Consider the following 13,983-nt stretch of genomic DNA (forward strand, 5'->3'; position numbering starts at 1 on the left):
CAAGCCCCGCGCCGGGACCGCCCGTCAGGCCGCCGGGGCGGCCGGCGCCGGGCCCCGCCATTGCAGCACCAGCAGCAGCAGGCCGAGCGCCACGCCGATCAGGTGCGGCGCCGGCACCGCATCGCCGAAGGCCGTCTCGAGCAGCGCCGGGAAGATCATCAGCAGTCCGGCCACGGCGAAGCCGGCCCGTTCCCAGCCCGCCAGCAGCCGCCGGGCATAGCCCTGGGCCGAGGCCGCCAGCGCCGCCAGCCCGGCCGCGGCCAGCAGGATCTGCCACGCCACATCGACCCAGGTCATCTCCGGCTTGAAGGCCAGCAGCAGGCCGACGCCATCGGGGTCGGTGACGAAGACGAAGGGCAGCACGAAGGCCGGCAGCGTGTATTTCCAGGCCTGCAGCGTGGTGCGGTAGGGGCCCGCGCCGGTGATGGCCGCGGCGGCGAAGGGGCTGAGCGCGGTCGGCGGCGAGACCTCCGACAGCACCGCGTAGTAGAAGACGAACATATGCGCCGCATAATCCGGCACGCCGAGCTTGATGAGCGCCGGCGCCGCCACCACGGCGCAGATGATGTAGCTCGCCGTCACCGGCACGGCGAGGCCGATGATCCAGACGATCAGCGCGGTATAGAGCGCGGTGATCACCAGGTTGCCGCCCGCCGCCTGGATCGCGATCTCGCTGAACTTCAGCCCGAGGCCGGTCAGGGTGATAACGCCCACGATGATGCCGGCGCAGGCGCAGGTGGCGGCGATGCCCACCGCCTGCACCGCGCCCCCGGCCAGCGCATCCACCAGCTTGCGCGGCCAGAGCGCGCTTTCCGGCCGGATGAAGGACAGCACCACCGCCACGACCATAGCGTAGAGCACCGACATGGTGGGCGAATAGCCCAGCACCATGAAGACCACGATCGCCAGCAGCGAGGTGAAGTGGAAGCCGTATTTCTTCGTGAGCGCCCAGGGTCGCTCAGTCTGCACGATCTCCTGCGCCCGGCCGCTGGCGCCGATGCGGCGCTGGTCCAGCTCCACCATGAAGAGCAGCGAGGCGTAGTAGAGCACGGTCGGCACCGCCGCCATGCGCAGCACTTCCAGGTAGCCGATCTTGAGGTATTCGGCGATCAGGAAGGCCGCCGCCCCCAGCACCGGCGGCGAGATGATGGCACCCAGCCCGCCCGCGGCCAGCAGCCCGCCCGCGTCATCCGGCCGGTAGCCGACCCGCTTCATCATCGGCCAGGCGACGGTGCCGAGCGTGACGGTGGTGGCGACCCCCGAGCCCGAGGGCCCGCCCAGCAGGAAGGAGGAGAGCACCACGGTGCGCCCGGCGCTGGTTGCCTTGCCGCCGGTGGCGGCGAAGCTGAAATCGACGAAGAACTTCCCGGCCCCGCTGAATTGCAGGATGGCGCCATAGATGGTGAAGAGGATGATGAGGCTGGCCGAGACATCCACCGCGGTGCCGAAGATGCCGTCCAGCGTGATGGTGAGATGCGGGATCAGCCGCTCGGAATCGTAGCCCTGGTGACGCCAGGGCGCGGGCAGGTAATTGCCGAAGAAGCCGTAGAGCATGAACAGCCCGGACATGACGGGCATCACCCAGCCGGTGGCGCGGCGCGTCACCTCCAGCACCAGCAGGATCAGCACCCAGCCGACGACGAGGTCCCAGCCTTCCGGGAAGACATAGCGGTCGATCAGCGGCTCGGTGCCGATCATGTCGCCGCCATAGAGCATGTACCAGGTGACGCCGATTGCGGCGGCGATCAGCAGCATGTCCCAGGGCATCAGCCGGTGCCGGAAGCGCCGCGCCGCCGGAAACAGCAGGAAGCCGAGGCACATGGCGAAGCCGACATGCACGAAGCGGAGCGTCGTGGTCGGCACGATGTCGTAGGCGGCCCAGAGGTGGAACAGCGCCATCGCCAGCGCCAGCCCGGTCGCCGCCTGGCCGAGCCAGCCGGTGAAGCGGTTCTGCGCGCCCTCCTCCTCCTCGATCAGTTGCTCCAGCCTGGCGGCGGTGGCTTCGTCGAGGGCGCCGGGCGCGATCTCGGGGGGGCAGCGGCGAATGGGTGGTGCTCAAACGGCGGACTCCGAACCGGCGGGCGGACAGGCGCAGCCGGCCCACCACCCGAGGGCGGTGGGCCGGCACCAGGGCCGCCTTGAAGCATTATACGCGCTTCGGCGCAAAATTGCGCCCGGGCCGGTGGAATGCCCCCGGATCAGGCGAGTTGCGCGCCCTGGGCCTTCCAGAAGGCTTCCGCCGCGGGATGCCAGGGCACACCGGCGGCGGCGGTCTTCTGCTTGTCGAGCGTGAAGTTCCGTGCCTCGGCATGCACCTGCGCGAGTTCGGCGCGGCCGGCCCAGATCACCTCGATGATCTTCGACACCTGCTCGGCCGGCATGGTGTCCAGCACCGCGATGATATTGCCGACCGACATCTGGTGGTTGTCGGTCTTCTGGCCGGGATAGGTCTCCGCGGGGATCACCTCGGGGAAATAGACCGGGCCGTATTTCTCGACGATCTTCGGCACGTAGCGCGCGTGGTCGACCAGCGCGATATGGATGCCCGGGCTGGCGGCGAGATCGGTGACGGCGCTGGTCGGCACGCCGGAGACGAAGAAATAGGCGTCCAGCTTGCCGTCCTTGATGGCATTGGTGCTCTCGGCCGGCGAGAGCCGCTCCCGCGCGCGGAAGTCCTTGTCCTTGTCGAGCCCCGCCGCCTCCAGCAGCCGGAAGGCCATGACCTCGGTGGCGGAACCGGGCGCGCCGGTGGAGATGCGCTTGCCCTTCATGTCCTCCAGGCTCTTGATGCCGGCGGCCTCGGTGGTCACCACCTGCATGCGGTTGGTGTAGAGCACGGCGATGGCGCGCACCGCCACCGGCCGGCCGCGGAAGCGCTCCACGCCCCGCACCGCATCCACCGCGGCATCCACCTGGGTGATGATCATCCCGACCCGGCCGGCGCCGAGCAACTGGCAATCGCGACCGAGCCGCCGGTCACTTCCACCGTCGCGCTCATGCCGGGGATGTTGCGGGACAGCAGGTTCGCCATCCCGCCGCCGAGCGGGTAGTAGACCCCGCCCGTGGTGCCCGTGGCGATGGCAAGCTGCGTGCCCTGCGCCCGCGCCAGATGCGGCGCGGCAAGAGCAGTGGCGGCCGCGGCGAGCGCGGCACGGCGGGTGAGGCCGGACATTGGTGATCCTCCCGGTGGTTTCTGAGTCGAGGCACACATAGCCATGCCGTCCTGCCCCGAAAAGGGTGAACCCGTCGTTTCAGTAAAGCATCACTCTTGTGTTTGCCGGAAGGCCGCCGCCACGGCGGTGCCGGGAGATGCCGGGCATGGCGTTTCTCTGCCGCTCCGGCATGCAATCGCGGCCCTCGGCATGCACCCGGCCGGGATCCGCGCGGTGCCGCCAGGCCGCCGGTGAAGCAGCCGGCATCGCGCCTGCCGGCAACTTCGGGCGCGGGGTTGCGCTGCGTCAAGGTGCAGGGCGCGCGGCGCTGGCAGTCTGTGCATGGTTTCCGGTGACCTGCTCATCCCCTCCCTGCGCCAGGAAGCGCGGCGAAGGTCGGGGGCGGGACACCGGATGCAACAGGAGGATGCCCCGATGAATGGCCTCACCGCCCGCGACCTGATGACCCCGGACGTGGTGACCGTGCCACCCGAGACGCCGGTGGCGGCGATGGCCCGGCTGCTGGCCGACCGCGGCATCTCCGCGGTGCCGGTGCTCAACAAGGCCGGCACCGTGCTCGGCATCGTCACCGAGGCCGACCTGATCCGCCGCCTGGCCGGCGAGGAGGACAAGCCGGCCGGCTGGTTCCGCTCGCTCTTCACCGATCCCGGCACCGAGGCCGACCGCTATGCCCGCACCCATGGCGCCACGGCGGCCGATGTGATGACGGAATCCGTGGTGGCGGTGGGCGAGGAGACCAGCGCCGCGCAAATCGCGCAGATGATGGAGGAAAAGCGCATCCGCCGCGTGCTGGTGCTGGCGAATGGGCGGCTGCGCGGCATCGTCTCCCGCGCCGACCTGCTGCGCGCCCTGGTGGCGCCGCCGCCGCAGGAGGGCGAACTCTCCGACGACCGCATCCGCCGCGCCGTGCTGGCCGCCATGCGCCGGGAGCCCTGGGCCGATACCTTCTACACCATGGTCGAGGTGAAGCAGGGCGTGGTGGAATTCCACGGCTTCATGCGCACCGAGGCGGTGAAGCGGGGCCTGCGCGTGCTGGCCGAGAACGTGCCCGGGGTGAAGGGCGTGGTGGACCATACCCAGCCGATGCCGGTCTACCTCTACGCGGCGGCCTGACGCCGCGCGGGGGAAGGCGGCTCCCGCACCGTCGCCAGGATCGCCGCGCCGGCGCCGAGGAAGACCAGCACCGTCGCCATCCCGGCGCGCTGGCTGCCGGTGGCCGCCGTCACCGCCGCCAGCGCCGCCGGGCCGAGGAAGCCGGTGATCCGGCCCGAGAGCGCGAATAGGCCGAAATGCGCCGCCGCCTCGCCAGGGGGCGCCAGCCGCGCCATCAGAGTGCGGCTCGCCGCCTGGGCCGGCCCGATGAAGATGCCGAGCGTGAGCGCCAGCGCCCAGAATTCCGGACGGCCCCGCGCCACCAGCAGCCCGGCGGCGCAGAGCGTCAGCGCGCCCAGCGCCACCAGCACGGTGCGCCGCGAGCCCATCCGGTCCTCCACCAGCCCGAACCCCGCGGCGCCCAGCCCGGCAGTGAGGTTGAGCGCGATGCCGAAGACCAGGATCTCCTCGAAGCCCATGCCGAAGACGCCCGCGGCATAGATGGCGCCGAAGGCAAACAGCGTGTTCAGCCCATCCGTGTAGAAGAGCCGCGCCACCAGGAAGCGCGCCAGGGCCGGCTGGCGCGGCAGCCGTCGCAGCAGCCCGGCGATCTCCGCCAGGCCACCCCGCGCCGCCGCCCGCCAGGAGGGGCGCGGCCCCGCCGGGTCGGGCACCGCCAGCAGCAGCGGCCAGGCGAAGGCGGCGATCCAGGCGGCGGTGAGCAGCGCCGTGGCCCGCACATGCTCCGCCGCGGCGCGGTCGAGGCCGAGCGGCGAGGGGTCCGGCCGCACCAGCAGCAGCAGCGCCACGCCGAGGCAGGCCAGCCCGCCGGCATAGCCAAGCCCCCAGGCCAGGCCGGAGAGCCGGCCGATATGCGCCGGCTCCGCCACCTGCGGCAGCATCGCGTTGTAGAACACGGTCGCCAGTTCGAAGGCCACGGTGGCGATGCCGACGCAGGCCAGCGCATAGAGGGCGAAGCCGGGCTCCGGCCGGGCGAACCAGATCGCCGCCGTCGCCACCACCACCACGCCGGTGCTGAGCGCCAGCATCAGCCGTCGCCGCCCGCCGGCATCCGCCACCGCCCCCAGCACCGGCGAGAGCGCCGCGATGGCCAGCCCCGCCAGGGTCTGCATCCAGCCCCATTGCGCCTGGCCGGTGACGGGGTCCGGCGCGATCCCCTGGGTGAAATAGGCGGCGATGACGAAGGTGGAGACCACGGTGGGGAAGGCGCTATTGGCCCAGTCGTAGAGCGCCCAGGCGAGCGCCTTGCGGCGCGCCGGTGGCGTCATGCCAGCGCTGCCAGCGCCCGGCTGGCGACGGTGACGGCGGCGAGGTCGGGCGCCAGGGCCGCCTCCCGCGCCAGCCGCGCCGCGGCCTCGGCCGCCGGCCCCTGCGCCGGGTCGTGGCCGCGCAGCCTGGCCTCGGCCAGCCGCCCCTGCAGCTGCGTCAGGTCGCTCCGCAGCGCCGCCTTGGCGCGCGGGCCGAAGGCGCCGGGCGCGGGGGCGGCATGGGCGGCGGCGTGCAGCGCCTCCAGCCCGAAGCGGGCGCCGACCGCGTCCCAGGCCGCGGCCGCCGCTTCCGGCGCCGCGCCGGTGGCGGCGGCGAGTTGCAGGATGGCGGGCGCGGCGGCCAGGCGCGGCGCGGCCGCGGCGAGGGCGGCGGGCCCGGCCGGCAGTCCGGCCGCGACCCAGGCGGCGGCGGGCGGGCTCTCCCCGGCCCCCGCCCCGGTCAGGGCGGCAATGCCGGGGCCGAGCGCCGCCAGCACCTCCTCCAGCGGGCGGTCGAGATCGGGCGAGGCGAGCAACCCCTGCGCTGCCTCCGCCTGCAAGCGGCGGAGCGCCGCCAGCGCCTCCAGCCGCGCCGCAGCAGGAGCAGCGGCGGCATCGATCGCGTCGCAGGCGGCTTCCAGGCCGAAAGCCTCGCCGGCCAGCCAGGCGGCGCGGGCGACGCGCACCGGGTCGGCCTCCATCGCCAGCCGTGCCAGCCAGGCGCAGCCCAGGCGGTTCGCCACCAGATTGGCGATGGCGGTGGCGATCAGCTCGCGCCGCAGCCGGTGGCGGGCGATGAGGGGGGGGCGATTGCTCGCGCAGCGGCTGCGGGAAATAGGCCAGCAGCAGCGGCGCGAAGGCTGGGTCCTCGGCCAGGTCGCTGTCCTCGATCGCCTCGGTGAGCCAGAGCTTGGCCAGCGGCAGCAGCGCGGCGATGGCCGGGCGCGTCAGCGCCTCGCCGGCGGCGATGTGGAGCCCAAGGCTCGCCGCATCCGGCAGGCCGGCCACCGCGCGGTCCAGCACGCCCGCTGCCTCCAACCGCAGCATCAGCGCCGCCTGGGCGGGCAGCGCCTCGGCGCCGGCATGTTCCTCCAGGCTGACGGCCAGCGATTGCTGCGCATTGTCGCGCAGCACCAGATGGCCGACCTCCTCGGTCATTTCGCGCAGCAGCTCGTCGCGCTGGCGGCGGGTGAGGGTGCCCTGGCGCTCGGCATCGGCCAGCAGGATCTTGATGTTCACCTCATGGTCGCTGGTGGAGACGCCGGCGGAATTATCCAGCGCATCGGTATTGATGCGGCCGCCGGCGCGGGCGAATTCCACCCGCCCGGCCTGGGTCACGCCGAGATTGGCGCCCTCCCCCACCACACGGGCGCGGAGCGCGCCGCCATCGGCGCGGATCGCGTCATTGGCGCGGTCACCGGCCTCGGCCTGGCTTTCGGTGCCGGCCTTCACATAGGTGCCGATGCCGCCGAAATAGAGCAGGTCCACCGGCGCGGTCAGGATGGCGTGCATCACCTGCGCCGGCTCCGCGTGCTCCGCCTCGATGCCGAGCAGCGCCCGCGCCTCGGGCGAGAGCGGGATGGTCTTCAGCCTGCGCTCGAAGACGCCGCCGCCCGCGGAGATTTTCGCCACGTCGTAATCCGCCCAGGAGGAGCGCGGCAGGGCAAAGAGCCGTGCGCGTTCCTCATAGGACAGTGCCGGGTCGGGTGTGGGGTCGAGGAAGATGTGGCGGTGGTCGAAGGCGGCCACCAGCCGCGTCTGCCGGCTGATGAGCAGCCCATTGCCGAAGACATCGCCCGACATGTCGCCGACTCCAGTGCAGGTGAAGGGACTTGAAAAAATGTCCTGGCCGAGCTCGGCGAAATGCCGCGCGATCATCACCCAGGCGCCGCGCGCGGTGATGCCCATGCCCTTGTGGTCATAGCCCGCGGAGCCGCCCGAGGCGAAGGCATCATCCAGCCAGAAGCCGTATTCCGCGGCGAGGCCATTGGCGATGTCGCTGAATTTCGCGGTGCCCTTGTCGGCGGCGACGACGAGATAGAGGTCGTCGCCATCACGCCGCACCACCCGGTCCGGCGTCACCACGCCGGACTCCGAGAGATTGTCGGTGATGTCGAGCATCCCGCGCACCAGGATCCGGTAGCAGGCGATGCCCTCCGCCTGGAAGGCCTCGCGCTCATTGGCCGGCGGCGGGTGCTTCAGCACGAAGCCGCCCTTGGCGCCGGTCGGCACGATGACGACGTTCTTCACCCGCTGCGCCTTCAGCAGGCCGAGGATTTCCGTGCGGTAGTCCTCCCGCCGGTCGGACCAGCGGATGCCGCCGCGCGCCACCGGGCCGGCGCGCAGATGCACGCCCTCCATCCGCGGCGAATGCACGAAGATCTCGCGCCAGGGCCGCGGCGCCGGCATCTCGCCGGCCGCGGCGCTGTCGATCTTGCAGGAGAGCCAAGCGCGTCCCTGGAAGTAATTGGTGCGGAGCGTCGCATCCAGCAGGCGGCGCAGCCGGGTCAGGATGCGATCCTCGTCGGGATTGGCCACGCTGTCGAGCAGCATGGTCCAGGCCGCGTCCAGCGCCGCCTCACGCCCGGCGCGGTCGCCGCTGAAATCGGGGTCGAAGCGGGCATGGAAGAGGTCGAGCAGCAGGCGCGCCGCCTCCGGCTGCGCCGCCAGCGCCGCCTCCACGCTGGCCTGGGCGAAGCCGAAGCCCACCTGCTTCAGCCAGCGGAACATCAGCCGCAACTGCCAGCATTCGCGCCAGTCCAGCCCGGCGCGCAGCACCAGGCGGTTGAAGCCATCCGCCTCGGCGCGGCCATCCAGCAGCGCCGCCAGCGCCTCCAGCAGGGCCGGGAAGCGCCCTGGCTCCGCCTCGGCACCCGGGGCGAGGGCGAAGACATGCAGCACCACCGGGGCCGCGCCCTCCGGCGCCAGCCGATGCGGCACCTCCTCGATGGCGCGGAGGTCGAGGCTCTCGAACAAGGGCAGCGCATCCGCCAGCGGCAGCGGCCCACCGGGGCTGGCGAGCCGCAGCACCAGCGCCGCCGCGCCAGGCGGGCGGTAGAGCGCGGCGGCGGGGCGGCCTTCCGCCAGGGCGCGCTCGGCCAGCGCCAGGTCGGCCGCGCCCTCCGCGCCGGTGGCCACCTCGCGATAGGTGGGCGGGAAAGCCTCGCGCCAGCGGGCCAGCGCCAGGGCGGCGCCGCCCTCGCCGCGCTCGGCCACCAGCGCCTCCTCCAGCCGGTCGCGGAAGCTGCGCGCGGCCTGGGCCATGGCGGCTTCCAGCACCGCCCCCTCCACCGCCACCGGATGCGCCGGGTCGGTGCCGATGATGTAGTGGATGCGGGCCAGCGGCGCGTCGCCGAGGGCGATGTAGAAGGCGCTCAGATGGCCGCCGAAGGCGCGCGCCAGCATGGCCCCGATGCGTTCCCGCAGCCGGGTGTCGAAGGTGTCCCGCGGCAGCCAGGCGATGGCGGAGACGAAGCGGCCGAAGGGATCGCGCCGCAGCACCAGCGCGGGGCGGGGGCGGATCTGCAGATCCAGCGCCCGGCGCGCCGCCGCCAGGATCTCGGCCTCCGACGCCTGGAACAACTCGTCGCGCGGCCAGGTGTCCAGGATGTTGCGCAGCGCGCGGCCGTCATGCGCATCCGGGTCGAGGCCCGCGGCGCCGAGGATGCGGTTCACCTTCTGCGCCAGCATCGGGATGCTGCGTGGGTTGCGATTATAGGCCGCCGCCGCAAACAGGCCGAGGAAGAGCCGCACCGCCACCACCTGCCCGTCCGGGCCGAAAACGCGGGTCGCCACCACATCGGCATGCTGCGGCCGGTGCACCGTGCTGCGCATATTGGCCTTGGCGACGGCGAGCGGCACCGGGTCCGCCAGCGCGGCGCGCACCACCGCCGAGAACCCCGCCGGGTCGCGCAGCACGTCGAAGACCGGCAGCGCCGCATCGCGCAGCAGGCCAAGATTCTCCGCCGCCACCGCGGCCGGGGCCGCCCCGGCCATGGCGATGCGGCGGTGGCCGAGCAGCACGTAATTGTCCTCCGCCAGCCAGCGCAGGAAGGCGGCCGCGGCGGCAGGCTCGCCGGCTTCCGGCCCGGCCAGCACCTCCGTCTCCGCCTGGTGCAGCAGCGCTTCCATGGCGGGGAAGTCCGAGACCGCCAGCCGCACATCCGCCATGGCGCGGGCGAGCGCCGCCTCCAGCGCCTGCCAGGGGCTCGCCGCCTCGCCGGCGGGGACCACCTGGGGCCCCGGCAGCATGGCGGAGGGAGCGGCGCCGAGGGTGATCCGCATCATGCTCTCGCGCGGCGTCTCCCCGGCGGGGTCGCCAAGGGGATCGCCAAGGGGATCGATCGCCAGCAGCCGCCCCTGCGCGTCGCGCCGCACCGGCAGCACAGGATGCAGCAATTGCCGCACGATCCGCCCCTGCCGGGCCAGCGCGGCGAGGGCGCTGTCCACTAGGAAGGGCATATCGTCGGTGACGATCTCGGCCACCGCATGCGGGCCGCGCCCCGGGCCGGGCGGCAGGACCCTGAGCTTCGCCTCGCCCGGCGGCCGCTCCAGCGCGAAGGCGAAGAGGCTGGCCGCGGCCTCCGCCACCGCCTCGGCCGGCATGGCGGCGAGTTCCGCGGAGGGCACATCGGCAAAGAGCCGGCGCAGCAGCACCGCCGCATCCGCCGGCAGGCCGGGCGCCAGGCGATGCAGCGCCTCCTCCGCCACCTCAAGCAATTCGAGGCGCGCCGTGTCCGTGTCCGGGGCTGCGGCCGTGGGCAGGTCCATCATGGGCTGTTTCCTCGAATTCCCGGGCAGCATCCCCGCTTCCGCCCCATCGGGGCAAGCGTGGCGGCGGCGCCGCAGCCGGCCGGGCGGAGCATGGGCCTCGAACCACCAGGCCAGAACTGCCCGAACGCGATGCACCCGGCGGTTTTCACGCTGCACGGCGGGGCCCGAACCGGGCTAGACTCCGCGGCATGACCCTGACGCTCGCCGATCTGCTGGCGCCCCTGACGCCGGAGCAGTTCTTCGCCGAATACCATGACCGCAAGCCGCTGCACCTCAGCGGCACGCCGGCCAAATTCGCCGCCGCCCTGTCCTGGCGGCAGATCAACCGGCTGCTGGACATGACCCATATCTGGTCCGGCCAGTCGCTGCAGCTGGTGATGGACGGCACCCCCGTGCCGCCGGAGCAGTATTGCGGCCGCGCCACCAGCCGCGACAACCAGCCGGTGCCGCAGCCCGAGGCGGCGCGCGTGCGGGACTGGGTGCGGCGCGGCGCCTCCCTGGTGCTGAACGACGTGGACAGCCTGACGCCGGGCATGGCCGCCATCTCCCATGCGCTGGAAGCGGCCGGGCTCGGGAAGGCGCAGGCCAATGTCTATATCAGTTGGCAGAGCCACAAGGCCTTCCCGGCGCATTACGACACGCATGATGTCTGGGCCGTGCAGGTCGAGGGCGAGAAGGCCTGGAACCTCTGGGAAGGCCGCGCCGAATGGCCCATCGCGCATCCGGTCTTCCGCAGCCTGGGCCAGGCGCATCACGAGACCGCCAAGGGCCGGCTGCGGGAGCGGGTGCTGATGCGGCCGGGCGACCTGCTCTACCTGCCGCGCGGCTGGTACCATGACGCGCTGGCCGAGGCCCCGGCCTCGGTCCATATCGCCTATGGGGCGCATGCGCCGCTCGGGATGGATCTGCTCAACATCCTGCTGGAACGCGCGCTCTATGACGTGGAGTTCCGCAAGCCGCTGCCGCGCCAGGATGGCAGCGCCGCCGCCCGCTTCGCGCTGACCAGCCGGGCCGGGCAGCTCGGCGCCCGGCTGGCGGAATTGTGCCGCGAGCCCAAGGTGATGGAAGTGCTGGAGAAATTCGTGGCCGATTACCGTTTCCACCGCGGCGGCAACGACCTGCTGGCGGCGCGCGGCCTGGCGCCCCCGGCCGGCGCCACGGCCGGGGATGCGGAGGCGCCGGCCTTCCGGGTGGTCGCCGCCGGCGCGAAGCCGGTGCGGCGCGGCGCCGATTGGGTGCTGAAGACCGGCCAGGGCCTGCTGCCGCTCTCGCCACCCGAGGCCGAGGCGGCCGGCTGGCTGCTGGCCCGGCCCGATGTCGCCGAGCCGGGATTGCGCGCCGCGCATCCCGGCGTGGATGCGGCGGCGCTGCTGGCGCGGCTCAGCGATGCCGGGCTGCTGGTGGCAGCCTGATGCGGGGATTTCTGCTGCTGGCGTCCCTGGCCCTGGCGGGCGAGGCCATGGCGCAGCCCCGCCCCTTCAATTGCGTCGGCGCCGAGCAGTTGGAGGATGAGGTCTTCGCCATTCCCTTCGCCCCTCGTGCCAGCACGCCAGGGCCGGCCGCGCAGGGCAATCTCGAGGCCGCGGCGGCCCTGGCGCGGCAATTGCCGGAGCGGAACCTCTGCGTGCTCGGCCATGCCGGGCCGCAGGAGGGGGGCGCCACCACCGGCACCCAATTGGCGGCGCGCCGGGCCGGGGCGGTGGCGGCGGCGCTGGCGCAGCTCGGCGTGGAGCGCGACCGCATCCGGGCGGAGGCCCGGGTCGCGGCCTATGCGCGCCGCGGGCCGATCCCGGCGGAGCGCAGCGTGACGGTGGTGCTGCTGCCGCAGTCGCCGTGAGCGATTGGCCGGCTGCCTGCTACCCCAGCGCCGGCCAGCGCCCCGCCCAAGGCTCGGCCGCCTCCCATTCCGCCGCGAGCGCGCAGAGCAGCCCGTCCGACCCGGCCGCGCCCACGAGCTGGAAGCCGATCGGCAGGCCATTGGCGGCCGGGGCGGAGGGCAGGGCGATGCCCGGCAGGCCGCCGATATTGGCGAAATTGGTGAAGACCGCATGGCCGCGCGGGCCCACCGCCTGGCCGGCGATCCGCTCCGGCGCCGCCTGTTCCGCCGGCCAGGGCAGGGCGGCGGCGGCCGGGGTCAGGATCAGGTCGAAGCCCTGGAAGAAGCCGGCCATCTCGCGGCGGAAGCGCGCCACCCCGTCCAGCGCGGCGAAGAGCGCCTCGGGCCGCAGCGCGCAGCCGGCCGCCGCCATCTCCCGCAGCGCGGGCGAGGCCGGTTCCGCCCCGCCGCCCCACTCTGTCAGCAGCCAGGCGAGGCCCGCCTGCCCGACCGGCCCCCAGATCCCGCCCAGCGCCTCCACCGTGAAGGGCGCCTCGCCCTCCTCCACGGCATGGCCGAGGGATTGCAGCCGGCGGGCGGCGGCGGCGGTACTGGCGGCGATCTCCGCATCCACCGGATGCGCGCCGAAGCGCGGCACATGCAGGATGCGGCAGCGCGGCGGCCGCGGCGGCACCAGGAGGGGCGGCATGAGGCGGGAGGCGGGGTCGCGCGGATCGGGCGGCGCCAGCAGCGCCAGCAACGCGACCAGGTCGCCGGTGGTGCGGGCGATCGGCCCGATCTGCTCGAAATCCAGCAGGATCGCCGGCAGCCCATCGCAGCGCGGCACCCGGCCGGGCGTGGGTTTCAGCCCGACCAGCCCGGCATGCGAGGCCGGGCGGCGGATGGAGCCACCACCATCCGTCCCCAGCGCCAGCGGCCCGAGCCCGGCCGCCACCGCCGCCACCGCGCCGCCGGAGGAGCCGCCGGGGGTGAGCGCCGGGTCCCAGGGGTTGCGCGTCGGCCCGAACAGCGTGTTGTCGGTATAGCCCTGCAGGGTGAATTCCGGGACATTGGTCTTGCCCAGCACCACCAGCCCGGCGGCGCGGGCGCGGGCCACCGGCAATTCGTCGCGTTCGGGGATGTGGTCGCGGAACAGGGGGCTGCCCCAGGTGCAGGGCAGGCCGGCCACGGTGATGTTGTCCTTCACCGTCAGCGGCACGCCATCCAGCGGCGAGAGCGGCGTGCCCGCCCGCCAGCGCGCCTCGCTGGCTCCTGCCGCCGCCCGCGCGGCCGCCTCGTCCAGCGCGATGATGGCGTTGAGCGCCGGGTTCAGCCGGGCGATGCGCGCCAGCACCGCCTCCAGCGCCTCGACCGGCGAGAGCGCGCGGCGGGCGAAAAGCCCGGCGAGGCTGCGGGCCGGCAGCAGCGCGGGGTCCATGACAGCCGGGTTCCCAGCCTTTTCCTGCATCCGATCCGTCCTTTCCGGTCCTGCCGGCCGGCGGGACCAAGCCGCATCCGACCCGCGTCGGCCGTTCCGCCCATCCGATCCCACCGGACCGGTCCGCGATGCCGTGCAAACCGAAGGTCCACGCGCCACGCTGCGAATCTGCCTGCGGCATGACAGGATCGAGGGCAAGGAAAAAGCATGCCAGGAGGCGATGGCACCGGCTGAAGGCAAAGGCCCTGCCATGCGCCGCGGCGCCCGGACCTCGCTGCCGATCTTGCGGGGCGAGGCGATCGAGGGGACCCTGCCCATCGAGCCCCGCCGCCGGGGGGCGGTCGACTCCTGGACCGGCGGAAATCGGACACCTATCCAATACGGGCCGGGCTTCGGCCTGCATGCACAAAAGAACACCACCCA

At 73.3% G+C, this 13,983-nt stretch carries 7 protein-coding genes and 2 pseudogenes; 3 read left to right on the forward strand and 6 right to left on the reverse strand.

The annotated features are described in order from the left end of the window. Positions 1 to 24: 24 nt before the first annotated feature. Together KSF81_RS01330 and KSF81_RS01335 are read right to left on the reverse strand one after the other, a co-directional pair. Positions 25 to 2,046: a TRAP transporter fused permease subunit gene (locus KSF81_RS01330; protein WP_309139687.1), complete on the reverse strand. Its 2,022-nt coding sequence runs from the start codon at positions 2,044 to 2,046 to the stop codon at positions 25 to 27. Between the two features lie 152 nt (positions 2,047 to 2,198). Next, positions 2,199 to 3,217 (reverse strand): annotated as a pseudogene (locus KSF81_RS01335) (TAXI family TRAP transporter solute-binding subunit). Between the two features lie 370 nt (positions 3,218 to 3,587). On the opposite strand from KSF81_RS01335, the gene KSF81_RS01340 reads away from it, so the two are divergent. Further along, positions 3,588 to 4,286: a CBS domain-containing protein gene (locus KSF81_RS01340; protein WP_254453307.1), complete on the forward strand. Its 699-nt coding sequence runs from the start codon at positions 3,588 to 3,590 to the stop codon at positions 4,284 to 4,286. Here the strand turns inward: KSF81_RS01340 and KSF81_RS28825 are convergent. From KSF81_RS28825 to KSF81_RS28835, 3 genes and pseudogenes are all read right to left on the reverse strand, one after another. Beyond that, positions 4,271 to 5,554: an MFS transporter gene (locus tag KSF81_RS28825; protein ID WP_254453802.1), complete on the reverse strand. Its 1,284-nt coding sequence runs from the start codon at positions 5,552 to 5,554 to the stop codon at positions 4,271 to 4,273. The genes KSF81_RS01340 and KSF81_RS28825 overlap by 16 nt on opposite strands. After that, complete coding sequence (locus KSF81_RS28830; RefSeq protein WP_309139688.1) at positions 5,551 to 6,276, reverse strand: NAD-glutamate dehydrogenase domain-containing protein; 726 nt, start codon at positions 6,274 to 6,276, stop codon at positions 5,551 to 5,553. The genes KSF81_RS28825 and KSF81_RS28830 overlap by 4 nt, the downstream gene beginning before the upstream one ends. Before the next feature lie 127 nt (positions 6,277 to 6,403). Next, positions 6,404 to 10,336, reverse strand: a pseudogene (locus KSF81_RS28835) (NAD-glutamate dehydrogenase domain-containing protein); the annotation flags it as partial. A 158-nt stretch (positions 10,337 to 10,494) separates the two neighbouring features. Here KSF81_RS28835 and KSF81_RS01350 point away from each other — a divergent pair. Next, positions 10,495 to 11,718: a cupin domain-containing protein gene (locus KSF81_RS01350; RefSeq protein ID WP_217377400.1), complete on the forward strand. Its 1,224-nt coding sequence runs from the start codon at positions 10,495 to 10,497 to the stop codon at positions 11,716 to 11,718. After that, entirely contained in the window at positions 11,718 to 12,143 is a 426-nt protein-coding gene (locus tag KSF81_RS01355; RefSeq protein WP_217377401.1) for an OmpA family protein, read from the forward strand. Before KSF81_RS01350 ends, KSF81_RS01355 begins: the two co-directional genes overlap by 1 nt. Positions 12,144 to 12,162: 19 nt before the next feature. Here the strand turns inward: KSF81_RS01355 and KSF81_RS01360 are convergent, their stop codons facing one another. Continuing rightward, positions 12,163 to 13,560 carry an amidase gene (locus KSF81_RS01360; protein WP_217377402.1) on the reverse strand — a complete coding sequence of 466 codons (1,398 nt, stop codon included), beginning with the start codon at positions 13,558 to 13,560 and terminating at the stop codon, positions 12,163 to 12,165. Positions 13,561 to 13,983 lie beyond the last annotated feature (423 nt).

It is taken from the genome of Siccirubricoccus sp. G192 (assembly GCF_019084075.1).
Lineage (GTDB): Bacteria > Pseudomonadota > Alphaproteobacteria > Acetobacterales > Acetobacteraceae > G192.